The organism is Kitasatospora sp. NPDC029367, assembly GCF_055569135.1.
This window is the reverse complement of record NZ_JBVHYH010000074.1, coordinates 25,599-47,500: the sequence shown is the minus strand read 5'-3', so window position 1 is coordinate 47,500 and position 21,902 is coordinate 25,599. Positions and strand designations below refer to the sequence as shown.

Annotated in this window: 20 protein-coding genes (1 of these 20 only partly in view); 11 read left to right on the top strand and 9 right to left on the bottom strand. The window is 74.5% G+C overall.

Annotated elements, in window-relative coordinates; all coding sequences use genetic code 11:
* Positions 1–991, top strand: the 3' portion of a protein-coding gene (locus tag ACZ4W5_RS30685; protein WP_465658199.1) for an MFS transporter. Its footprint begins 521 nt before the window's first position; only the last 991 of its 1,512 coding nucleotides appear in the window; its start codon lies beyond the left edge, outside the window; its stop codon occupies positions 989–991.
* Positions 992–1,108: 117 nt separating this feature from the next.
* Here ACZ4W5_RS30685 and ACZ4W5_RS30680 read toward each other — a convergent pair whose 3' ends face one another.
* The 3 genes from ACZ4W5_RS30680 to ACZ4W5_RS30670 form a co-directional block, all read right to left on the bottom strand.
* Positions 1,109–1,858 (bottom strand): TVP38/TMEM64 family protein, encoded by a 750-nt coding sequence (locus ACZ4W5_RS30680; RefSeq protein ID WP_465658197.1) that lies wholly within the window; start codon positions 1,856–1,858, stop codon positions 1,109–1,111.
* Positions 1,859–1,867: 9 nt separating this feature from the next.
* Positions 1,868–2,419: a HEAT repeat domain-containing protein gene (locus tag ACZ4W5_RS30675; protein WP_465658196.1), complete on the bottom strand. Its 552-nt coding sequence runs from the start codon at positions 2,417–2,419 to the stop codon at positions 1,868–1,870.
* A 147-nt stretch (positions 2,420–2,566) separates the two neighbouring features.
* The gene (locus tag ACZ4W5_RS30670) at positions 2,567–3,799 is read right to left on the bottom strand and encodes an MFS transporter (RefSeq protein WP_465658194.1); all 1,233 of its coding nucleotides are present in this window, start codon (positions 3,797–3,799) and stop codon (positions 2,567–2,569) included.
* An 83-nt stretch (positions 3,800–3,882) separates the two neighbouring features.
* On the opposite strand from ACZ4W5_RS30670, the gene ACZ4W5_RS30665 reads away from it, so the two are divergent.
* The 10 genes from ACZ4W5_RS30665 to ACZ4W5_RS30620 all read left to right on the top strand — a co-directional run bounded on the left by ACZ4W5_RS30665 (position 3,883) and on the right by ACZ4W5_RS30620 (position 13,782).
* Positions 3,883–5,067, top strand: a complete 1,185-nt coding sequence (locus ACZ4W5_RS30665; protein WP_465658192.1) for an ROK family transcriptional regulator — start codon at positions 3,883–3,885, stop codon at positions 5,065–5,067.
* A 108-nt stretch (positions 5,068–5,175) separates the two neighbouring features.
* On the top strand, positions 5,176–5,592 hold the full coding sequence (locus tag ACZ4W5_RS30660) for a TOBE domain-containing protein (protein ID WP_402477200.1): 417 nt from the start codon (positions 5,176–5,178) through the stop codon (positions 5,590–5,592).
* Between the two features lie 86 nt (positions 5,593–5,678).
* Positions 5,679–6,116 carry a hypothetical protein gene (locus tag ACZ4W5_RS30655; protein ID WP_465658190.1) on the top strand — a complete coding sequence of 146 codons (438 nt, stop codon included), beginning with the start codon at positions 5,679–5,681 and terminating at the stop codon, positions 6,114–6,116.
* Positions 6,113–6,853 carry a glycerophosphodiester phosphodiesterase gene (locus ACZ4W5_RS30650; RefSeq protein ID WP_465658188.1) on the top strand — a complete coding sequence of 247 codons (741 nt, stop codon included), beginning with the start codon at positions 6,113–6,115 and terminating at the stop codon, positions 6,851–6,853. The genes ACZ4W5_RS30655 and ACZ4W5_RS30650 overlap by 4 nt, the downstream gene beginning before the upstream one ends.
* Before the next feature lie 32 nt (positions 6,854–6,885).
* Entirely contained in the window at positions 6,886–8,088 is a 1,203-nt protein-coding gene (locus tag ACZ4W5_RS30645; RefSeq protein WP_465658186.1) for a winged helix DNA-binding domain-containing protein, read from the top strand.
* Positions 8,089–8,177: 89 nt separating this feature from the next.
* A complete protein-coding gene (locus ACZ4W5_RS30640) occupies positions 8,178–9,260 on the top strand; it encodes an AI-2E family transporter (RefSeq protein WP_465658184.1) in 1,083 nt (360 codons plus the stop codon).
* A 78-nt stretch (positions 9,261–9,338) separates the two neighbouring features.
* Complete coding sequence (locus tag ACZ4W5_RS30635) at positions 9,339–10,211, top strand: Vgb family protein (RefSeq protein WP_465658183.1); 873 nt, start codon at positions 9,339–9,341, stop codon at positions 10,209–10,211.
* Between the two features lie 265 nt (positions 10,212–10,476).
* A complete protein-coding gene (gene ctaD / locus ACZ4W5_RS30630; protein ID WP_465658204.1) occupies positions 10,477–12,213 on the top strand; it encodes an aa3-type cytochrome oxidase subunit I in 1,737 nt (578 codons plus the stop codon).
* A 115-nt stretch (positions 12,214–12,328) separates the two neighbouring features.
* The gene (locus tag ACZ4W5_RS30625) at positions 12,329–12,862 is read left to right on the top strand and encodes a hypothetical protein (RefSeq protein ID WP_465658181.1); all 534 of its coding nucleotides are present in this window, start codon (positions 12,329–12,331) and stop codon (positions 12,860–12,862) included.
* 197 nt (positions 12,863–13,059) lie between these two features.
* The gene (locus ACZ4W5_RS30620) at positions 13,060–13,782 is read left to right on the top strand and encodes a response regulator (protein WP_465658179.1); all 723 of its coding nucleotides are present in this window, start codon (positions 13,060–13,062) and stop codon (positions 13,780–13,782) included.
* A gap of 58 nt (positions 13,783–13,840) precedes the next feature.
* On the opposite strand, the gene ACZ4W5_RS30615 is transcribed toward ACZ4W5_RS30620, so the two are convergent.
* The 6 genes from ACZ4W5_RS30615 to ACZ4W5_RS30590 all read right to left on the bottom strand — a co-directional run bounded on the left by ACZ4W5_RS30615 (position 13,841) and on the right by ACZ4W5_RS30590 (position 21,185).
* Positions 13,841–15,088 carry an FAD-dependent monooxygenase gene (locus ACZ4W5_RS30615; protein ID WP_465658177.1) on the bottom strand — a complete coding sequence of 416 codons (1,248 nt, stop codon included), beginning with the start codon at positions 15,086–15,088 and terminating at the stop codon, positions 13,841–13,843.
* Between the two features lie 183 nt (positions 15,089–15,271).
* Entirely contained in the window at positions 15,272–16,531 is a 1,260-nt protein-coding gene (locus tag ACZ4W5_RS30610) for a phenylacetate--CoA ligase family protein (protein WP_465658176.1), read from the bottom strand.
* 49 nt (positions 16,532–16,580) lie between these two features.
* Positions 16,581–17,474 carry an SDR family NAD(P)-dependent oxidoreductase gene (locus tag ACZ4W5_RS30605; protein WP_465658174.1) on the bottom strand — a complete coding sequence of 298 codons (894 nt, stop codon included), beginning with the start codon at positions 17,472–17,474 and terminating at the stop codon, positions 16,581–16,583.
* Positions 17,471–18,805 (bottom strand): MFS transporter, encoded by a 1,335-nt coding sequence (locus ACZ4W5_RS30600; RefSeq protein ID WP_465658173.1) that lies wholly within the window; start codon positions 18,803–18,805, stop codon positions 17,471–17,473. The genes ACZ4W5_RS30605 and ACZ4W5_RS30600 overlap by 4 nt, the downstream gene beginning before the upstream one ends.
* On the bottom strand, positions 18,802–20,028 hold the full coding sequence (locus tag ACZ4W5_RS30595; protein ID WP_465658171.1) for an AMP-binding protein: 1,227 nt from the start codon (positions 20,026–20,028) through the stop codon (positions 18,802–18,804). The genes ACZ4W5_RS30600 and ACZ4W5_RS30595 overlap by 4 nt, the downstream gene beginning before the upstream one ends.
* Positions 20,025–21,185, bottom strand: coding sequence for an ATP-grasp domain-containing protein (locus tag ACZ4W5_RS30590; protein ID WP_465658170.1), 1,161 nt, complete (start codon positions 21,183–21,185; stop codon positions 20,025–20,027). Before ACZ4W5_RS30590 ends, ACZ4W5_RS30595 begins: the two co-directional genes overlap by 4 nt.
* Positions 21,186–21,902 lie beyond the last annotated feature (717 nt).

Genomic DNA, 21,902 nt, shown 5'->3' with positions numbered 1-21,902 from the left:
CGCCCTGACGCAGACCATCAGCTGGCACTGGATCTTCTTCGTCAACGTCCCGATCGGCATCGTGGCCGTACTGGCGGCTCGGCGCGTGCTCACGCCCGAGCAGGGGGTCGGCCTCCGCAGGGGGACCGACGTCGTGGGCGCGCTCCTGGTCACCTCCGCGCTGATGCTCGGCGTCTACACGATCGTCGAGACCGCAGGCCACGGCTGGACCTCCCCGCACACGCTGAGCTTCGGCGCCGTGGCACTCGCCCTGCTCCTGGCGTTCGTCGCCCGCCAGGCGAAGGCTCCCCACCCGCTGCTGCCGCTGCGTGTGTTCCGCTCGCGCAATGTCTCGGGGGCGATGGGCATCCAGGCCCTCATGGTGGCCGGGATGTTCAGTTTCCAGTTCCTGTGCGTCCTCTACCTGCAGAAGGTGCTCGGCTTCGACGAGATGCACACCGGCCTCGGCATCTTCCCGGTCTCGGTCTCGATCGGCGTCCTGTCCCTCGGTCTCTCGCCGAAGCTGATCGCGCGCTTCGGTCCCCGTGCCGTACTCCTTCCGGGGCTCGCGCTGATCGCGGTGGGTCTCGCCACGCTCGGCCGTGTACCGGCGGGCGGGAGCTATGCCGTGGACGTCCTGCCGGCGCTGCTGCCGCTCGGCACCGGCTTCGGCCTCGCGATGCCGGCGCTGGCCACCCTCGCGATGTCAGCAGCCACACCCGAGGACTCGGGGATCGCCTCCGGCATGTTCAACACCATGCAGCAGATCGGCGCCGCCTTCGGCCTCGCGGTCCTCAGCACGCTCGCCAACGCGCATACGGATGCCCTGCTGGGCGAAGGAGCAAGCACCGCCTCGGCACTTACGGGCGGCTACCAGCTCGCCTTCCGTATCGGCTCCTGCCTCGTGGCCGTCTCCCTCCTCCTCGCCGCGGCCCTGCTGCGATCCCCCGCCCCGGCGCAACGTCCGACGGCGGTCGAGGAGACGCCGCTCGCCGAGAACGCCGCTCACTGACCAGGCGGCGACGCCGCCCTGGGCCGCGTCCGCGTGGCCCCGCTACCTTTGGCCGAACCGCCCCCGAAGCCCACGCATCCGGCGACCTATGGGCGGACGCTCCTACCGGAGAAGGGGTCAGTCGGTACGCGCGCGACGGCGGGCGGCGTACGCCCGCCAGGCGCCGACCAGGCTGCCGAGCACCAGCAGGGCGATCACCCCGGCCGAGACCAGGAAGGCCGCCGAGCCGGGCTGGTCCGCGCTGGCGGCGGCGGTCACGTAGACGGCGGTGGTCGGCACCACGCCGATCGCGGTGGCGAGGAGGAACGGGAGGAAGCGGACCCCGGAGAAGGCGGCGCCGTAGTTCCCGGCCTGGAAGGGCAGGCCGGGGAGCAGCCGCAGCACCAGGACGCTGCGGAAACCCTGGTCGGTGAAGCGCTGGTCGAGGGCGCCGAGCACCTTGCCGCGCAGGTACGGCTTGAGGGCCTCCCGGCCCAGGCCCCGGCCGAGGCCGAAGGCCAGGGCGGCGCCCAGGGTGGTGCCGAGCACGGCGAGCAGCACGCCCTGCTGGATGCCCAGCAGCAGGCCGGCCACGGCGTTCAGCGCGGGGCGCGGGACGAAGGCGAGCGTGCCGACGGCGTAGACCAGGGTGAACAGCGGGGCGAACCAGTAGCCGGGCAGCCGGTCCGCCAGGCCGCCGGAGAGCAGGTCCGTCGGGCTCCACAGCAGCAGCGACCCGGCGCACGCCCCCAGCAGGACCACCAGCAGGCCGAACCGCCACCAGGCCGAGCGGCCTGAGGCCCGCTCGGTGGCCTCGGCGCCATCGGCGGGCTCGACCGGTTCGGCGGGAGCGGCGGAGTCAGTGGACGTGGTCAGAGCTGCGGGCACGCGCCGAGCCTAACCGGTCCCCGCCACGGGCCGGCCCGGGGTGCGCGGAGCGGTCCGCCGGTGGATCGGCCCGCCCGGGGCGTACCAGCCCGCCTTCTTCCGCACGGCCGCGCTCGGGTCCCCGGCGCTGGCCGCCGCCAGGGCCTCGGCGGCGCGGGCGTCGGTGTGGACGAACTTGCCGACCAGTTCGGCGGCCCGCGCCCGGACCCGGGGGTCGGGGTCGTCGGCGAGGTGGCGGAGGGCGGGTGCGAGGACCAGGCCCGCGCCCGGTGCGCAGGCGTCGTCCTTGCAGCGGTCGCAGGCCAGGGCGTGGAACGCGGCGATCCTGACCTCGGCGTCCGGGTCGTCGGCCATGGTGATCAGCCGGTCCATGGAGTCGGTGTCGACGAGGTGGTCCAGGAGCCGGCAGCAGCCCTCCCGGACGGCCGCGCGCTCGTCGGCCAGGCCGGCCCGAATGGCATCGAGCGCGTCCGCCCCGCGCCGGAGCAGCTCCTGGTACGCGGCCACGGCGCGCTGTGGATCGCCCAGGCAGGCGACCAGGGCTTCGTTGTCAGTTCTCACGAATCCGAGCACGGCCCCAGTGTCGGCCCGCAAGACCCGCCCGGGCAAAGGGATTTCGCCCCAGGGACGGCAGACCGCCGGGCGCTGGAGTGCGCCCGGCGGTCGGAGGTCGGCCGCATGAGCGGGGAATTCCCTGGGGAATCCCCGTCACAGCGTGGAGAGGTCCTTTCCGGAGGCATTCTCCGACGACCCCGCGGTCACGTTCTCCGCGGCGGAATTCGGCTCGGCCCGGCGCAGGGCGCCGGCGCTCAGGAGGAGGGCGAAGGCGAGCAGGGTGACCAGGCCGAAGGAGACGGTCAGGGAGGTGGCCTGGGCGAGGGCGCCGATGACGGCGGGGGCGATCAGGCCGGAGGTGTAGGTGACGGTGGCGACGCCCGCGATGGCCTGGCTGGGGTTGGTGCCGATCCGACCGGCGGCCGCGAAGGCGAGCGGGACGATCACCGCGACGCCGATGCCGATCAGGGCGAAGCCCGGGACGGCCAGCGCCGGGGTGTCGGCGGCCACCACCAGCACGCCGCCGAGGGTGGCGACGGCCCCGCTCAGGCGGCTGGTGCGGACGGCGCCGAGGCGGCGGACCACCGCGTCGCCGGCCAGCCGGCTGACCGCCATGGTGAACGCGAAGGCGGTGTACGAGGCGGCGGCCACGGTGGCCGAGGCGCCGGTGACGTCCTTGAGGTAGACGCCGCTCCAGTCCATCGAGGCGCCCTCGCCGAACACCGCGCAGAAGCCGACCAGGCCGATCACCAGCGAGCTGCGCGGCGGCAGCGCGAAGCGCGGCGGGGCCTCGGCCTCCGCGGGGGAGCGGAGGTCGGGCAGTCCGCGGCAGACCGGCTGGGCGAGGGCGAGCAGCACCACGGCGGTGACGGCCAGCTGGAGCCGGGCGTCCAGGGCGAGGTGGGCGGCCAGGATGCCGAAGCCGGAGGCCACCAGGCCGCCCGCGCTCCACATCCCGTGCAGTCCGGACATGATCGACCGGCCGAGGCGCTGCTCGATCTCCACGCCCTGGGCGTTCATCGCGACGTCCGCCGTGCCGGCCGTGGCGCCGTACAGCAGCAGCACCGCGCACAGTACGGGCAGCGAGGGGGCGAGCGCGGGCAGGGTGAGGGACAGGCACCAGAGCGAGAGCAGCCCGCGGACCGCTGCCCGGCCGCCGTAGCGGTGGACGACGCGCCCGGCCAGCGGCATCGCGAGGGAGGAGCCGACGGCGGGCATCACCAGGGCGAGGCCGAGCTGCCCGGGGGAGAGGTCCAGGTGGTCCTGGATCCACGGGATGCGGGTGACGAAGGTGCCGCCGACGGCGCCGTGCACGCCGAAGACCAGCGCGATGCTCCGGCGGGCGCGGCGTGGTTCGGCGAGTGGTTCGAGGGGCGTGACGGTCATGCTGCGGTTCCCTCCCGGTCCTGGTGGTCGATAAACTATCAGGAAGGGACCCTGATAGAAACACTCTGGAAGGATGATCCGCCATGACCACCGCGCGTACGGCCACGCCGAGCACCGCCCGGGCGATCAACGACCGGTTGGCGCTCAACCTCCTGCTCGAACAGGGCCCCCTGACCGCGACCGAGCTGCGCGACCTCACCGGCCTCTCCCGGCCGACCGTCGCCGACCTGCTCGACCGCCTCCAGCGCACCGGCCTGGTCGCCGTCGTCGGCGAACGCGGCGAGCAGCGGCGCGGCCCCAACGCGCGGCTCTACGCGCTGGTCACCTCCCGCGCCCACATCGCCGCCTTCGACGTCCGCGAGGGCGGCGTCAGCCTGGTCGTCGCCGACCTCGCCGGGCACACCCTCGGCACCGCCGAGATCCCCGTCGACGGCGACGCGCCCCCGGGCACCGCCGCGGCGATCGTCCGCACCCTGCGGGAGACCGCGCGCGGCGCCGGCGTCGAGCGGCTGCACACCGTCGCCGTCGGTGCCCCCGGCCTGGTCGACCCCGCCACCGGCCGGTTGCACAGCACCGGCCAGCTCCCCCGCTGGCACGCCGAACTCCTCGCCGAGCTACGGGAGTTGCCCGACACCGAGGTGATCCTGGAGAACGAGGTCAACCTGGCCGGCCGGGCCGAGTACCGGGTCGGCGCCGCCCGAGACCGCGACACCTTCGTGCTGATGTGGCTCGGCCACAGCGTCGGCGCCGCCGTCATCCTCGACGGGCGGCTGCGCCGCGGCTTCTCCGGCGGCACCGGCGAGATCTGCTTCCTGCCCGTCCCCGGCGCCACCGGACTGCCCAGCGCCGACAGCTGCGAGGGCGGCTTCCACGGCCTGGTCGGCAGCGCCGCCCTGTGCGCGCTGGCCCGCACCCACGGGCTGTCCGCCGACCCGGCCGACGACGCGGCCGCCGCCGAGGCCGTGGTGCGTGCCGCCCTGGCCGGCGGGGCGGCGGGTGCGGCCTTCCTGGACGAGCTGGCCGAACGGATCGCGCTCGGCGCGGCCAGCGTCTGCGTGGTGCTCGACCCCGGCTGCGTGGTGCTCGGCGGCGAGATCGGCCGGGCCGGCGGCGCCGAACTGGCCGGCCGGGTGGAGCGGTGCCTCGCCGGGCTCTCCCCGCTGCGCACCGAGGTGCGGGCCGGCACGGCGGGCGGCGGTGCCGTGCTCGCCGGGGCGGTGCTCACCGCCGGGGACGCCGTACGGCGGGACCTCTTCGGCGAGGCGTAGCCCTGTTTTCCGTCCGCGTCCCCGGTACGGCAGGATGGCCGCCGGGGGCGCGTAACAATCCACCGGGGGCGCGTACCCCGCCGCTCGAACCACCGTCAGGAGTCGTACATGGGCCAGTCCGAGGTGCCGGTCAACCCGTACCGGATCGGCGAGGCGGCCGCGCTGCTCGGCGTCAGCGCGGACACCATGCGGCGCTGGGTGGATGCCGGGAGGCTCGCCGCGGTGCGGGACGAGCACGGGCACCGGATCATCCCCGGCGCCGAACTCGCCGCCTTCGCCCGGGAGCTGGCCGAGCCGGAGAACGCCGAGGCCGAGGGGCGCCCCTCCTCGGCGCGCAACCGCTTCCCCGGGATCGTCACCGAGGTGCGGCTCGGCGACGTGGCCGCCCAGGTGGAGGTGCAGGCCGGGCCGTTCCGGGTGGTGTCGCTGATCAGCCGGGACTCGGCGGAGGAGCTGAACCTCGTCCCGGGAGCACCCGCGACCGCGGTCATCAAGTCGACCAATGTGATGATCGAACGGCGCTAGCTGCGGTCTGCCGACGAGACCTCGAACCCTCGAATCCTCGAACCCTCCGACTCTCGAACCCTCGGACCCTCGAACGAAAGGCCCGGATGAACCGCCCGAACCTGCCGACCACCCAGGCCGCCGTGCTGGCGATCGAGGCGGTCGCCGCCCGGCACGGCCGCACCGTCCGCGCCCAGCACGACATCGGCAGCGACCGGACCTTCGCCGGGCTGGTCGGCCAGGACGGCGAACCGGGCGCCATCCCGCACGAGGCCCTGCTGGAGTTCGACGGCAGCCCGCGCACCGCCGTGCGGCTGTTCACCCACGACGAGGCCGCCGTCACCGTCGAGGGCATCGCCTTCGACGTCCTGCGCGACAGCGTCCCGGCCTTCCTGAACTCGGTCTGGTCCGGCCTGGTGCACGTCAAGGTCCGCACCTTCCCGCCGTCCAGCACACTGATCGTCACCGTCCCCGGGGAGCCCGGCTACCGCGAGGCCCTCGGCGTCCACGACCTGACCCCCTGGCTTTCTGGAAAGATCCGATGAACATCCCCGCCGCCTCCGCCGCCGTTCCCGCCCCCGCCGACCGCCGGCCGGTGCTCGCCGTCGCCCACCGCGGCGACCCGTACCGCCACCGCGAGAACACCCTGCCCTCGGTGGAGGCCGCACTCGCCGCCGGCGCCGACGCCGTCGAGGTGGACGTCCAGCTCACCCGCGACCGGGTGCCCGTGCTGCTGCACGACACCACCCTGGAACGCCTCTGGGGCGACCCGCGGTCGATCGGCCGGGTCACCACCGAGCAGCTCGCCGAGCTGCGCCAGGGCGACCTCGCCGTCCCCACCCTCGCCGAGGCGATCAAGGCCGTCGCCGCGGCCGACGGCCCCCGACTGCTCATCGACCTCGACGAGCCCGGCCCCGCCGCCGCCACCTGGTCCGTCGTCACCGGACAGGGCGCCGAGGGCCTGGTCGCCTTCTGCGGACCCGCCACCGCGATGCTCGCCGTCCGTGAACTCAGCCCCGACGCCGAGATCGCGCTCACCTGGAAGCAGCCGCGGATGCCCGCCCCCGCCCTCCTGCGCGACCTGCGCCCGCGCTTCCTCAACCCGCCGTTCGGCCTGGTCACCCCCGACTTCGTCTGGGCCGCCGCCGACGAGGGGCTCGCCGTCTCCACCTGGACCGCCGACCTGCGCCGCACCATGCGCCGACTGCGCGACACCGGGGCCGCCTCCATCACCACCAACCGGATCTCCGTGCTGCGCTCGGTCCTGGACGGCCGCCGGTGACGGTGCGCGACCCCCAGGAGCCCGGCCCCCAGGTGCCCGACCCCCAGGCGCCCCGCCCCCGGGTGCTCGGCCCCCGGGCCCTGGGCCGCGCCCTGCTGGCCCGCCAGCACCTGCTCGCCCGCACCGACCGGGCACCCGCCGAGGTCATCCACCACCTCGTCGGACTCCAGGCCCAGGCCGTACCGCAGCCGCCCTACCTCGGGCTGCTCTCCCGGCTCGACGGCTTCACCCCGGACGGGCTGAGCACCCTGCTCGAACAGCGGGCGGCGGTCCGGATCGCGCTCCAGCGCGGCACCATCCACCTGGTCACCGCCCAGGACTGCCTGACCCTGCGCCCGGTGCTCCAGCCCGTCCTCGACCAGGCGCTGCGCACCACCTACGGCCGACGGCTCGCCGGGCTCGACCCGACCGAGCTCGCCGCCGAGGCCCGCACGCTGGTCGAGCAGCAGCCGCGCACCTTCCAGCAGCTCGGCACGCTGCTGGCCGCCACCCGCCCGGACCGCGACCCGGCCGCGCTGGCCCAGGCCGCCCGCTGCCTGCTGCCGCTGGTCCAGGTGCCGCCGCGCGGGCTGTGGGGGCGCAGCGGCCCGGCCGCCCACACCACCGCCGAGGCCTGGCTGGGCCGCCCGCTGGACCCGGCGCCGCCGCCGGCCGGGGCGGACAGGCCGGGCGGCTCGGGCGGCTCGGACGGACTGGACGGCTCGGACGGACCGGACGGGCTGGACGGGTTGGTGCTGCGCTACCTGGCCGCCTTCGGCCCGGCGAGCGCGGCGGACCTGCGGAAGTGGTCCGGCCTCGGCGGCCTCGGCCCGGTGCTGCGGCGGCTCGCGCCGCAGCTGCTCACCTTCCGGGACGAGCAGGACCGGGTGCTGTACGACCTGCCCGGGGCGCCCCGCCCGGACCCGGACGTCCCGGCGCCGGTGCGGCTGGTCGCACCCTTCGACAACCTGCTGCTCTCGCACGCCGACCGGAGCCGGGTGCTGCCGGAGCGGTACAAGGACCGGGTGATGACCCGCAACGGCCTGGTGCTCGGCACCCTGCTGGTGGACGGGCTGGTCGCCGGGACGTGGCGGTACGAGGGGCCGGAGGCGGGCGTGGTGGTCGAGCCGTTCGTCCGGCTGGCGCGGGCGGACCGCGCGGCGGCGGAGGCCGAGGCGGAGCGGGTGCTGGCCTTCGCTGGCGCGGGCGGACGGGTGCGGATCGAGGCGGTCGGCGAGGCGGTCGGCGAGGCGTAGAACGGGCGGATCGTCAGATTCTCTGCTGAGCTGGGTCGGGTCCGGACTCGTCGCCGCCGGACCCGATGACGATCCCGGCGGAGGTGGCCGTGTCCGTGGAGCGCCCGTCCGGTGGCCGGCCGGACCACCGAAGGCCGTACCTGATGCTGCCGCCCGCCGTGCGGCAGGCGGCCGCCTGGTCGGTGGCGGTGATCCTGCTGATCACCGTGGGCTCGCTGGTGGTGTTCGCGCTGGTCGAGCTGCGGGCCGCGACCGTGCCGTTCGTCCTGGCACTGTTGGGGGCCTCGCTGCTGTACCCGGTGGTGCCCTGGATGGTCCGGCGGGGCGTCGGTCGGAGCCTGGCGGCCGGGCTGACCTGCGCGCTGCTGGTCGCGGCGGTGGCCGGGGTGATCGTCCTGCTGGTCAACTCCCTGGTGCACAGCGCCCCGCAGATCGCCGGCTCGCTCCCGGCGGCCGGCCGGCGGCTGGCCGAGTGGCTGGGGCCGTTCGGGGCGAAGGTCGAGCACGCGCTGGCCAACGCCAAGGGTGAGACCAACTCGCTGGTCTCGACGCTGACCAACGGCGTGCTGTCCGGCCTCGGCCTGCTCACCCAGTTGATCACCGGCGCGGTGCTGGCCCTGGCCCTGGTGTTCTTCTTCCTGCGGGACGGCCACCGCACCGGCGACAGCATCCGCGCCCACCTGCCCGGGCGCGGCGCCGAGACGGTGGTGGCCTGCGCCGAGCGGGCCTTCGAGGCGATGGCCGGCTTCATGCGCGGCACCACCCTGATCGCCCTGATCGACGCGGGCTTCATCACTATCGGCCTGCTCGCCCTGGGCGTCCCCGGCGCCCCGGGCCTGGGCGCGCTGGTCTTCATGGGGGCGTACATCCCCTTCGTGGGCGCCTTCCTGTCCGGCACCGTCGCGGTGCTGGTGGCCCTCGCCGACGGTGGCCTGGGCACGGCGCTGTGGGCGCTCGGGGTGGTGCTAACGGTGCAGCTGATCGAGGGCAACATCCTGCAGCCGGTCATCCAGAGCCGGACGGTCGAGCTGCACCCGGCGACCATCATGGTCGCCGTGGTGGCCGGCTCCGGCATCGCGGGCATCATCGGCGCCCTGCTGGCGGTGCCGGTCTGCGCGGCCGGGATGGGCGTGATCTCGGTGCTACGGGGGCTGGGCACCGACGCCGAGTGAAGTCGGTTGCCCGGGGCGGGGCGGGCGTGCGATCATCACTAACGCGACGCCAGTCGCGATAGTTCGAGAGGGGTACGGGTGGAACTGATCGACGTGGCCGAGGCGGGCGACGGGCCGTACGGGATCACGGTGGGGCCCGACGGCGGCGTGTGGTTCACGCTCGTCCACGCCGGGGAGATCGGGCGGCTGGCACCGGACGGCTCGGTGCGGCGGTTCGGGCTCGGCGCGCCCCGGTGCGGGCCTTCGGTGATCACCGCAGGTCCGGACGGCGCGCTCTGGTACGCCGAGATGAACGTCGGCCGGATCGGACGGATCACGGTGGACGGCGAGGTCTCCTCCTTCGCGCTGTCGGCGATGAACGTCGGGCCGGGCGGGATCGTCGCCGGGCCGGACGGGGCGCTCTGGTTCACCGAGGTCAACGCCGACGTGGTCGGACGGATCACCGTGGACGGGGAGGTGACGGAGTACCCGCTGCCCGTGGAGGGGGCGTTCCCGGCGCACATCACCGCCGGGCCGGACGGCGCGCTGTGGTGCGCGCTCAACCAGGCCGACGCGATCGCCCGGGTGAGCACCGACGGCGCGGTGACCGTCCACCGGCTGCCCACCGCCGGCACCGCACCGGTCGGGATCACCGCCGGCCCGGACGGCGCGCTCTGGTACGTCGGGATCGGCGGCGGGCTGGTCGGGCGGATCACCGTGGACGGGGAGGTGACGGAGTACCCGCTGGCCGACCGGGACGCCAGGCCGCACGCGATCACCGCCGGCCCGGACGGGCGGCTCTGGTTCACCGAGTGGGCCGCCGGCCGGATCGGCGTGCTCACCCCCGACGGGCGGCTCGACGGGTACCCGATCCCCGGTCGGCGCGCGGAGCCGCACGGGATCACCGTCGGCCCGGACGGCGCGGTGTACACGGCGCTGGAGCGCGGACAGCTCGCCCGGCTGACGGGCTGACGGGCTGACGGGCTGACGGGCTGCGGGGCTCGCGTGTTGACGGGCTGAACCTGGCCGGGGCCTGGGCGCCGGTCCCGGTTGGAAGGTCCCGGTCCCGGCCGGGAACTCGGGCCCAGCGGCCCCGGGCGGATGGGCCCAACGGCCCTGGGGTGCACGGGTCGTGCGTTCGGATCATGGATCGCCATCCATTCGCACGACGTCCCGAAGGAGCGCGTCCTTGAGCGCCACCCAGGCAACGGGCGACCCGTCCCCACCGCCAACGCCCGTGTCGGCAGGGCCGGTTCGGCCCCGCCGGCCCGGCTCGGCCGTGATCAGGCTGCTGACCACCACCGACCACAAGACGATCGGCACCATGTACCTGGTGTCCTCGTTCGCGTTCTTCCTGATCGGCGGCATCCTCGCGCTGGTCATGCGCGCCGAACTCGCCCGGCCCGGCACGCAGATCCTCTCCAACGAGCAGTTCAACCAGGCCTTCACCATGCACGGCTCGGTGATGCTGCTGCTGTTCGCGATGCCACTGTTCACCGGCTTCGCGAACTGGATCACGCCGCTGCAACTCGGCGCCCCCGACGTGGCGTTCCCGCGCCTGAACATGCTCTCCTACTGGCTGTTCGTGTTCGGCTCGCTGATCGCCGCCGCGGGCTTCGCCACCCCGCAGGGGGCCGCGGACTTCGGCTGGTTCCTCTACGCGCCGCTCTCCGACGCCGTCCACTCGCCGGGCGTCGGCTCCGACATGTGGATCATGGGCGTGACGCTGTCCGGCTTCGGCAGCATCTTCGGCGCGGTCAACTTCATCACCACGATCATCTGCATGCGCGCGCCCGGCCTGACCATGTTCCGGATGTCCATCTTCTGCTGGAACGTGCTGCTCACCTCGGTGCTGGTGCTGCTGGTCTTCCCGGTGCTGGCCGCCGCACTGCTCGCGCTGGAGTGCGACCGCAGGTTCGGCTCGCACGTCTTCGACCCCGCCAACGGCGGGGCGATGCTCTGGCAACACCTGTTCTGGTTCTTCGGGCATCCCGAGGTGTACATCCTGGCGCTGCCCTTCTTCGGGATCGTCTCCGAGGTCATCCCGGTGTTCAGCCGCAAGCCGATGTTCGGCTACGCCGGCCTGATCGCCGCCACGGTGGCCATCGCCGGGCTCTCGGTGACGGTCTGGGCGCACCACATGTACGTGACCGGGCAGGTGCTGCTGCCCTTCTTCTCCTTCATGACCTTCCTGATCGCGGTGCCGACCGGCGTCAAGTTCTTCAACTGGGTCGGCACCATGTGGAAGGGCTCGCTGAGCTTCGAGACGCCGATGCTCTGGACGGTCGGCTTCCTGGTCACCTTCCTGTTCGGCGGGCTGACGGGCGTGCTGCTCGCCGCGCCGCCGATCGACTTCCACGTCTCCGACTCGTACTTCGTCGTCGCCCACTTCCACTACACGCTGTTCGGCACGGTGGTGTACGCGATGTTCGCCGGCTTCCACTTCTGGTGGCCGAAGATGACGGGCCGGAAGCTCGACGAGCGGCTCGGCCGGATCACCTTCTGGACGCTCACCGTCGGCTTCCACACGACCTTCCTGGTGCAGCACTGGCTCGGCGCCCAGGGCATGCCGCGCCGCTACGCCGACTACCTGGCCTCGGACGGGTTCACCACCCTGAACACCGTCTCGACCATCGGGTCGTTCCTGCTCGGCCTGTCGATCCTGCCGTTCCTCTACAACGTCTGGAAGACCGCCAAGTACGGCGAGAAGGTCAGCTCGGACGACCCCTGGGGCTGGGGCCGCTCGCTGGAGTGGGCGACCTCCTGCCCGCCGCCCCGGCACAACTTCGTCAAGCTGCCCCGGATCCGCTCCGAATCCCCGGCCTTCGACCTCCACCACCCGGACATCGCGGCCCGGGACGTGCTGGTGCACACCGGGAAGCCGGCGTCGTACCTGGGCGACGTGGAGCCGGTGAAGTACGACCGGCCGCTGAGCCGGGCGGAACGGGCCCGGGCCTCGTCCGCCGACGGCTGAGGCCCCGCTCCCCCGAACGCCGTTCCCGCCCGCGCCGCTGCCCCCGGGCGGGCGGGGGCGGCACCCACTCCCCATCAGCCCCGTTACTCCTTGTGCGACACCGGAAGGCCGGCCCATGACCCACACCGTCCTCGTCATCGGCACCGCCGCGCTCACCGCGAGCGGCTGCGTCTGGTACCTGCCCGCCATCGCCGACCTCCAGGCCGGGGCCGACCGGCCCCGCTCCACCCGGACCGCGGCGGCGGCCTGCGTGCTCTGGTGGGCCGCGCTCGCGCTGGCCGGCGGGCTGCTGCTCGCCTGGCCGGACTGGCGCCCCGCCGCGCAGGTGGCCCTCGCCGGGCTGGCCGGCGGCACGGCCCTACGGGTGCGGGCGCGGTGGGACCGGCGCGGGGAGCGGCGGGAGAGCGCGGCCCGCTGGGCCGCGCTCGACTGCGGGCCGGCGCCGCGGAGCGGGCGGACGGCGGCCGTCGTCCTGGCGGGCTGGCTGCTGGTGGGCGCCGCCGTGGCCGTGCTGGGCGCGGTGGCGATCCTGTTCACCGACGGCGGCGGCTCAGCCGCGAAGGCGGCCCTGGCGGCGGTCGGCGGGGCGGGCGTGGCGCTGGCCTTCCTGCTGGCGGGCCTGGGGAACGTCCGGCGCCGGGAGCGCTGAACGGCCGCCCGCCGGTGGCTCGTTCACGTCGGGGTCGAGGTCCGGGGCGACGAGGCCGGGGCGGCGACGAGGCCGGGGCGGCGACCGGGACGCCGGGCGAATGGGGTCCTTGGGCCCTGGGCCGCCAGGGGGTGGCGGGGGATGATGCGGTGGACCCCGCCGGGAGTGTGCGGGGGTGACGAAGGTGGAAGCACGTGATGGCGACCGAGGCGGAGGGCGTCGGGGCTTCGGCGCCGGTCCGGGTGTTCCTGCTGGACGACCACGAGGTGGTGCGCCGCGGGGTGCACGACCTGCTGGACGGCGAGCCGGACCTGGAGGTGGTCGGGGAGGCCGCGACGGCCGAGCAGGCCCTGGTGCGGGTGCCGGCGCTGCGGCCCGACGTGGCGGTGCTGGACGTCCGGCTGGGGGACGGCGACGGGGTCTCCGTCTGCCGTGAACTGCGGTCCCGGATGCCCGACCTGGCCTGTCTGATGCTGACCTCCTTCGACGACGAGGAGGCGCTGCTGGACGCCGTGATGGCGGGGGCCGCCGGGTACGTGTTGAAGCAGATCAGCGGTACCGACCTGGTCGCCGCCGTCCGTACCGTGGCCTCCGGGCGGTCGATGCTCGACCCCGGCGCGGCGACCCGGCTGCTGAACCGGCTGCGCAGCGACGCCGAGCCCGCCCGGCCGGTGACCGCCGGGCCGGGGCTGACGGCGCGCGAGCAGGAGGTGCTGGCGCTGATCGGCGAGGGCCTGACCAACCGGCAGATCGGTGAGCGGCTCTACCTCGCGGAGAAGACGGTGAAGAACCACGTGTCCCGGCTGCTGGCCAAGCTCGGGGTGGAGCGGCGGGTGCAGGCGGCGCTGATCGCCACCGAGCTGCGGCAGCCGGCCGCCGCCCGGTCGTCGCCGACGCCCTTGCGGCCGTCCCTCCGCTGACCTTCCGCTGGCCTGCCGGCCGGCGCCCGGCGGCGTGCTGGTCCGGGCGCCCGGGAGTTCAGACGTAGTCGGGCAGGTCGAAGGCGGTGGCGGCCCGGAAGACCGCGTCCAGCTCGGGGCCGGGCCGGTCGAAGCCGGTCACACCGTCGGCGTCGGCTGCGGCGCCGTCCCCGTAGTGGTCGCGGGTCAGGTCGAGGATGGCCTGGTTGGCCGCGACGTGGCCGCGCAGCCGCTGCTCGTAGGCGGGGAAGGCGGTGCGGTGGTCGCCGTCGGCGGCGTGCAGTTCCCCGGCCAGGACGTAGGCGGCGGTCAGCGCCACGCTGGTGCCCTGGCCGGTGAACGGGGAGCAGCAGTACCCGGCGTCGCCGAGCAGCGCGACCCGGTCCTGGGACCAGCGGTCCATCCGGATCTGGGCCACGACGTCGTAGTGGAAGGCCTCGGTCTCCCACATTCCGGCCAGGAAGCGCGGCACCTCCCAGCGCAGGTGGGCGGCGCGCTCGGCGATCAGCTTGCGCTGCTCGGCGCGGTCGCGCGGCAGCATCCGGTCGAGCGGCTCGTCGGTGGCGAAGTCGACGAAGACCCGCAGTTCGGCGTTGTCGCGGACGGTCATCACCAGGCAGCCCCAGCCGTCCTCGGCCTGGTGGACGACCTCCCAGCGGTCGAGGCCGAGGTGGTTGGGGACGCTCCAGCCGGCCACGTAGCAGCCGACGGGGTGCAGGTAGTCGCGCTCCGGGCCGAAGACCAGGCGGCGGGTGTTGGAGTGCAGGCCGTCGGCGCCGACGACCAGGTCGAAGGACCGCTCCTCGCCGTCGCGGAAGCGGACCTGGACGCCCTCGCCGTGCTGGACCAGGGTGTCGATGGTGTCGTCGAAGCGGTACTCGACGCCCGGCCCGGTGGCACCGGCGATCAGCTCCGCCAGTTCGTCGCGCAGGATCTCCACGTCGGGGCCGCCGACCGGGCCGCCGGTGACCGTCCACTCGGTGGTGCGGCGCAGCTCGCGGCCGTCCCCGTCGACCAGGGACATGCCGCGCAGGCCGGTCCGGCGGGCCCGGACCTCCGCGAGCAGGCCCATCCGGTCGACGACCTCCAGGGCGTTGCCGCGGATGTCCACGGCCTGGCCGCCGCCGCGCAGGGCGGGGGCGCGCTCCACGACGGTGACGCGGAAGCCGTAGCGCTGGAGCCAGTAGGCGAGTGCGGTGCCGGCGATGCCGGCGCCGGAGACCAGGACCGAGGCGCGGGGTTCGGTTGCGCCGGGATGCGCCGGGGTGGTGTGCGGAAGGGGGGTGGTCGTTACGGTCGTCGTCACGGTGAGCCTCCGGTGGGTTCGGTGCTGCTGTCGACGACCAGACTGCGCGGCGCCACCCACAGGACACGGACAGACCGCTGACAGCACCGGCGGCCCACCGGCGGTCCACCGGCAGGGCACCGGCGGGCCGCCGACAGGGTGCTGACAGCGCGTCGCCTGCCCCCGCTGATCCCGCTGCTCCCGCTACTTCTGCGGCCGCTCGTCCAGGACCTGCTGGAGCTTGCCGGTCCGCGGGTTGGTGACCAGCTCCGAGCGCGGCACCCACTCCACCGTGAGGGGGTGGATGCTGCCGAGGGCGACCTCGGAGGGGTAGAGCGGCAGGGCCCGGTGCACGGCGTCGACCAGCCGGTCGGCGAGGTCGGCGGGCGGCGGCTGGCCGATGTGGCCCAGCCGCAGGATGACCCCGTCGCGGCCGTCCCAACGGCGCTGCACCAGCTGCATCCCGGCGATGTGCCGGTCCGGGTCGGCGGCGACCAGTACGCTGCGGATCTCCTCGGTGGGCAGGGTGACGGTGCCCACCCGGGCGCCCTCGGTGGTGCGGCCGAGCAGGCGGAAGCGGCGGCACTCGCCGTCGACCCAGGCGGCGCGGTCGCCGGTGGGGTAGCGCAGGATCGGCATCAGGGTGCGGAACAGGTTGGTGACCACGACGCGGCCGGGCGTGCCGGGGGCGGTGACGGGCTCGCCGGTGACCTCGTCGAGCAGCTCGACCACCGTTCGGTCGGCGAAGGCCTCGTGCACCCGGACGTCGTCGCCGGGGACGGGCGCGCCGACCAGCCCGGCGTCGTTGGAGGCGTAACCGACCGAGGCGACGGCCGCGTTGGGGAAGGCCCGGGCGAGCAGCGGGCGCAGGTCGGCGAAGAGCAGGTCGCCGCCGAACAGCAGCAGTTCGACGCCGTCGGCGCGTTCGCCGCGGGCGACCAGGTACTCGGCCACGGCGCTGAGCTTCATCGGCTCGCCGGCCAGGACGTGCACGCCGAAGCCGGTGACCAGGTCGGCGATGTAGCCGTCCGGGGCGGCGCCGCCGACGCCGAGGCGCACGTTGTCGACCGGCGCGTGGTGCAGGGCGTTCTCGATGTAGAGGAAGCCGCCGTAGAGCTCGCCGGCGGTGAAGAGGTTGGCCACCCGGTGGCCGGGCCGCAGGCCGGCCCGCACCAGGCCGGCGCCGAAGGCGGTGACCGAGTCGGCGTGTTCGGTGCGGGTCCAGGGCGAGAACTTGGGGACGCCGGTGGTGCCGCCGGTCTTGTAGACCCCGGCGTCGGTGAGCGGGCCGGTCAGCACGCGGTTGTTCGGCCAGGTGTTGGCGGCCCAGAAGGCGGTCTGGTCGATCACCGGGAGCTGGTCGAGCCGGTCGGCCGCCTCGGGCAGCTCGCGGTAGAGCTCGGCGTAGAAGGGCGAGTTGGCGCGGGCGAAGCGGATCAGCTCGGCCAGGGGTTTGGCGGGCATGGCGGGACTCCGTGGGTCTGGAAGCGGGCAGCGGGCAGCGGGCGGGGGCTCAGGCGGTGGTGTCCGGGGGCCGTCCGAGCCAGCCGCGGGCGAGGGCCTGGACGGTGGAGCCGTCCGGGTCGGCGAGCTTGGCGGCCAGGTAGTCGGCGGCCCAGGCGTTGGCGGGCACCCGGAAGGGCGGCCGTGGCTCGCGCAGGGTGCGGAGCACGACCTCGGCGACCTCCCGGGCGGGCTGGCCGGCCGACTCCCAGCCCGCGCCGCCGACCCAGTCGAGGTAGTCGGCGAAGGTGTCCGCGTACGGGCCGGAGGCGGCGTGCAGGGTGGCCCGGTTGACGTCGGGGAAGACGCCGAACCCGGTGTCCGGGACGAAGCCCGGCACCACCACCGAGACCCGGACGCCGTGCGCCGCCGCGACCGGGGCGAGCGCCTCCATGAAGCCCTCGACGGCGAACTTCGCCGCGCAGTACGCCTCGTTGAAGGGCTGGCCGACCACGCCGTGCACGCTGCCGACGGTGACCAGGCGGCCGCCGGCGGCGCGCAGCAGCGGCAGCGCGGCCCGGCTGACGGTGGCGACGCCGAAGAAGTTGACGTCCAGGTTGGCGCGCAGCGCCGCGTCGGTGGACATCTCCAGGGTGGGGTCGGAGTTGGAGACGCCCGCGTTGTTGACGACGGCGTCGAGCCGCCCGTACCGCCGGTGCACGGCGGCCAGGCAGTCGGTGACCGAACCGGGGTCGGTGACGTCCAGCCGCTGGACGTCCAGGGTGACCTTGGCGGCCTCGGCGGCGGCCCGCAGCGGCCCGGCGCGCTCGGGTGCGCGCAGGGTCGCGACGGTGGTGTAGCCGGCCCGGGCGGCGGCGAGGGCGGTGGCCAGGCCGATGCCGGAGGAGGTGCCGGTGATCAGCAGGACCCGGCCGGCGGGGTCCACGGCCTCGGGCCCGTTCACGCGGCGCCCTCCGCCGCCGTGGTCCTGGCGACCGCCGCAGCGCCCTCCGCCTCGGACTTCGCGCGCTCGGCGGCGTCCAGCAGCGGCTGGAGGCCGAGCGCGGGGACGAAGGAGCAGGCCGCCAGCAGGGTGCCGCCGGCCATGGTGAGGCGGGCGGCGTCCAGCACGCCGAGCGGTCCGGTGAGCAGCGAGACGGCAAGGCCGCCGACCAGCGCGGCGAGCGGGATGACGCCCCAGGTGACGGTCCGGAAGGCGGCGTGCATCACGCCCTGGTTGCGCGCGGACATCCGGGACTGCCGGGCGGGGGCGCTGCACACGTTGATGCAGGACATGAAGAAGCCGTAGCAGCCCATGGTCACGGCGATCACCGGGCCGGGCGGCAGCGTGGGCGCGGCGAGCACGCCGAGGCCGACCAGGCAGTGCAGCAGCAGCGACCAGGCCATCGTCCGGCCGAGGCCGAACCGCCGGGAGAGCCGGGGCGCGACCACGGCCCCGAGCAGGGCGCCGAGCGCCGCGACCGACATGGCCGCGCCGAAGACGCCGACCTGGACGCCCAGGCCGCGGTAGGCGAGGACGGGCAGCACGGTGACGTACACCGGTCCGCCGCAGTTGAGCAGCACGGCCGCCAGCACCACCCGGCGCAGCACCGGGTCGGCCCAGTTGAGCCGGAAGCCGCGGGTCAGCCGCTCCCGGATCGAGCCCTCCTCGACGGTCCGCTCGCCCCACGGGCGCATCCGGCGGAAGCAGGCCGCCGAGACCAGGTAGCTGGCCGCGTCGACCAGCAGGGCGGCCACGCCGAGGGCGCTGTAGAGGGCGGCGGCGATGGACGGCCCGGCGACCTCGGCGACCGAACCGCTGCCCTCCAGCCGGGAGTAGGCGCGGACCATGCCGTCCTCGGGGACGACGGCGGGCACGGCGACCAGGTAGCCGACGTTGAAGAAGATGGTCGCGCCGCTGACGACGGCCACGCAGGCGAACAGCAGCGGGGTGGAGAGCGCGTCCAGGGCGTGGGCGAGCGGGATCGCGGCGACGGCGGCCAGCCGGACCAGGTCGCAGACGAGCATGGTGCGGCGCTTGTCCCAGCGGTCGACCAGCACCCCGGCGACCGGTCCGAGCAGCGGGATGCCGAGGTACTGGGCCATCGCCACCACGCCGACCTGGAGGGCGGAGGCGTGCAGCACGAAGATCATCAGGGTCGGGACGACGAAGACGGTGACCTTGTCGCCGACCAGGCTGACGCTCTGTCCGGCCCAGAACAGGGCGAAGCCGCGCCCGAGCGGCGTGGGCCGGCCCGACTGCTCCGGCCGGGCCCGGGCGGTGTCGGCCGTCAAGACTCCTCCCGGACGACCAGGGCGGCGGTCTTGCCGGTGCGGCCGTTGCAGACCAGTTCGTCCACCGGGCGCACCCGGAAGGAGCCGGGGTCGTGCTGGAAGGCGGTGCCGAGGGTGATGGTGGCGGTGAACAGCTCGGTGCGGAGCCGTTCGACGTCCGGGGCGGGGGCCGGGCCGGCGGGCACCACCAGGAGTTCCACGCCGGTCGCCCGGCCGCCGCGCTCGGTGAGCACCACCTGGGCGCGGGCCACGCCCGGGGTGCGCTCCGCCCGGGCGACCAGCTCGTCCACGTCCAGCCCGAGGCCGCGGACCTGGACGACGCTGTCGCGCCGGCCCAGGACGCGCATGGCGGGCCCCGGGCGCCCGCACGGACAGCCGGTCAACTCGCCCGCGTCGCCGGTGCGGTAGCGCAGCACCGGGTTGAGCATGGCGGGGTCGAGGGTGGTGAAGTCCAGCAGCCCGTCGTCGGCGGTGTGCACCAGTTGGTGCGGCAGCGGGTGGAAGACGTCGGCCCGGCACTCCGGGGTGTTGGTGCCCACCACCCAGGTCTCGGTGCTGCCGAACATGCCCCAGCGGCGGGCCCCGGGGGCCACCTCGGCCAGGTCGTCGTCCAGTTGCGGCTGCCAGGCCTCGCCGAGCCAGAGCACCTTGCGCAGCGAGGGCAGCCGGATCCCGGCGGCCCGGGCGTGGGCGAACCAGAGCCGCAGCACGCTGGGGGTGCCGCCGATGGCGGTGACCCGCCGGGCGGCCAGGAACTCCAGCCAGGCGCCGTACTCGTCCTTGGTGACCGAGCCGAGGGCGATGATCCGGCAGCCGGAGAGGTCGGCGAGGGCGGCGGCGAGGAAGTGCGCGCCCCACATCCGGCCGGCGCCCCAGGCGTTGACGAAGACGTCGGTGCGGTCGAGCGGCTGCCAGTGGGCGTGCACGCCGGCCATGTAGAAGCCGGTGGGGGCGTAGCCGATCTTCGGGGCGCCGGTGCTGCCGCCGCTCTGGAACAGCCAGGTGGCGGACCCTTCGGCGGCCGGTTCCAGGTGGGCCAGGGCGGTGTTGAGGTCGTCCCGGGCCAGTGGGGGGAGTTGGGCGAGCCGGTCGAGCGAGTCGGCGTCCAGGTGCCGCGGGTAGCGCCCGGCCAGGGCGGGGACGGCGCGCAGCCGGTCGAGGGTGCGCCGGGCCACGTGCAGCCGGGGCGCGGCGGCCTCGGGGGACAGCGAGAAGGCGGTCATCTGGGGTCCGTCCGGAGGGCAGGGGCGGGGGCGGGGGCGGCGGGGACGAGAACGGGCGAGGCGGCGGTACGGGGGGCGGGAGCGGCGCGAGGGACGGCGTCGAGGGTGAGCGGGCGGGCGCCGTCGGCGAGCCAGCTGGCGTGGCCGTCCCGGTAGGCGGCGAACCGGGCGCGGGTGACGTCCCGTTGCAGGGTGCGGTGCGGGTCGGTGCGGTCCGGAGCGATCACGCCGTCCGGCTCCAGCTCGGAGAACCAGTACCGCTCGCCGTCGTACAGGAAGTCGACGCAGAAGAACGGGATCGGCAGCCGCTCGGCGAACCAGGTGGTGGCGGCGGCGAGTTCGGGCGGCACCGGGGGGAACTCCATGGCTCCGCCGCGGCTGGCGTTGGCGACCGGGGAGCCGGGCTCGGGGGTGCGCTTCATCACCGCGTACGGCCGGCCGTCGACCACGTACACCCGGTAGTCGATGGTGCCGTCGCCCAGGTAGGGCTGGATCACCAGGGTGGTGTCGCCGCCCTGGGCGAGGCTGGCCAGACCGCGGACCTCCTCGGGATTGCGGGCCAGGTTGATCCCGCCGCCGCCGCACCAGCCGGCCGGTTTGACGATGGCCGGGTAGGTCATCCGCCCGAGTGCGACCTCGTAGCCGTACTTGGCGGTGTCCCGCCCGGTGCCGATCCGCACGGTCGGGATGGTCGGCACGGGGGAGTCGGCCAGGAACAGCAGGGTGGCCAGCTTGTCGTTGCCGATCAGCGACACCTGCGGGGGGAACGGCAGGTAGAAGCCGGCCTGTTCGAGCACCGCGTAGAGCGCGTACTGGTTGAAGACGTCCATCGACTGGTACGGCAGCGAGTAGAGCGCGGTGATGAAGAGGGTGTCCTCGGGGGTCACCAACTCGTCGTCGACGTACACCCGGGGGCGGCCGGGGCCGGTGGCGTCCACGCTGACGGCGTCCGGGGCGTGCCTGGTCCAGCGCAGGCCGAGGTCGGCGGCGCTCTCGGCGTAGAGGTCCCAGAAGAAGCCGTGCCACATCTCGGCCATCCGGGAGGACTCCCGGTCGGGGAAGATCCAGCACAGCCGGCGCAGCGGGCCGGCCGGGGCGGGGGTGGTCATCGGCCGCTCGCGGGCGGCGAGGTGGGCGATGGGACTCTGGTCGCTCATGGCGGTCTCCGGACGTGGGGTGCCGGGCGCGCGGCCCGGTGGGCGGGCGCCTGGGCGTGGTGAGGGGGTGGTGCGGGGTGTGTGCTGAGGAATGTGCGGCCGGGCCGTGGTGGGAGCGTGACGCGGGTCTCAGTGCGAGGACCTCGGCGGCGAGGGCCTCGGCGCCGTCAACTCGCCGTCCAGGAACGGAATGTCGAGCACGGTGGTCCGCTCGCGTCCGACCGGTTGGAGAACCGGGGGAAGGGGGAAGGAGCCGCTGTGGGCGTCCTCGTCATTGGCAAGTCAGGACGGGTTTCGGCTGCCCGGTCGAACCCGACCTGAGGAGAATGCGGGCCGGTTGTTCCGGCGCCACCGTGGACGGGTGCGCCGGGGGCCCGGGGATATTCGGAGGTTCTGCGGTCGGCTTCGGTAACTCCACTAATCGGATTGCGAGTTGGAGGCGGTCGCCGGTTCTTCCGGAGGCCGCGCCGGGGTACGGTCCCGGGTGCGTGGCCAGGGCGTTCGCCGACTCCGGGAGTTGGCTGTGAGTCAGGGCGGGTCCGCGGTGGACGGTCGCCGGACGGCGGGGATTTCGACGTGCGATATCTCTGAGGACGTCAAGTAGGTCGGGTGCGACCCGGGGTAAATCGTGGATATTTGACATGCCCGCCCCAAATGCGCTGAGAACTGCTCATCCGTGCTCGGCGAACGGCGACTCTACCTTCGAACATGCGTGGC

What these genes read in the sequence shown, in the direction of transcription:
- ACZ4W5_RS30670 (WP_465658194.1), bottom strand. Translation starts at nt 3,799, where the DNA reads ATGACCGTCACGCCCCTCGAACCACTCGCCGAACCACGCCGCGCCCGC.
- ACZ4W5_RS30665 (WP_465658192.1), top strand. Translation starts at nt 3,883, where the DNA reads ATGACCACCGCGCGTACGGCCACGCCGAGCACCGCCCGGGCGATCAAC.
- ACZ4W5_RS30660 (WP_402477200.1), top strand. Translation starts at nt 5,176, where the DNA reads ATGGGCCAGTCCGAGGTGCCGGTCAACCCGTACCGGATCGGCGAGGCG.
- ACZ4W5_RS30655 (WP_465658190.1), top strand. Translation starts at nt 5,679, where the DNA reads ATGAACCGCCCGAACCTGCCGACCACCCAGGCCGCCGTGCTGGCGATC.
- ACZ4W5_RS30650 (WP_465658188.1), top strand. Translation starts at nt 6,113, where the DNA reads ATGAACATCCCCGCCGCCTCCGCCGCCGTTCCCGCCCCCGCCGACCGC.
- ACZ4W5_RS30625 (WP_465658181.1), top strand. Translation starts at nt 12,329, where the DNA reads ATGACCCACACCGTCCTCGTCATCGGCACCGCCGCGCTCACCGCGAGC.
- ACZ4W5_RS30620 (WP_465658179.1), top strand. Translation starts at nt 13,060, where the DNA reads ATGGCGACCGAGGCGGAGGGCGTCGGGGCTTCGGCGCCGGTCCGGGTG.
- ACZ4W5_RS30610 (WP_465658176.1), bottom strand. Translation starts at nt 16,531, where the DNA reads ATGCCCGCCAAACCCCTGGCCGAGCTGATCCGCTTCGCCCGCGCCAAC.
- ACZ4W5_RS30595 (WP_465658171.1), bottom strand. Translation starts at nt 20,028, where the DNA reads ATGACCGCCTTCTCGCTGTCCCCCGAGGCCGCCGCGCCCCGGCTGCAC.
- ACZ4W5_RS30590 (WP_465658170.1), bottom strand. Translation starts at nt 21,185, where the DNA reads ATGAGCGACCAGAGTCCCATCGCCCACCTCGCCGCCCGCGAGCGGCCG.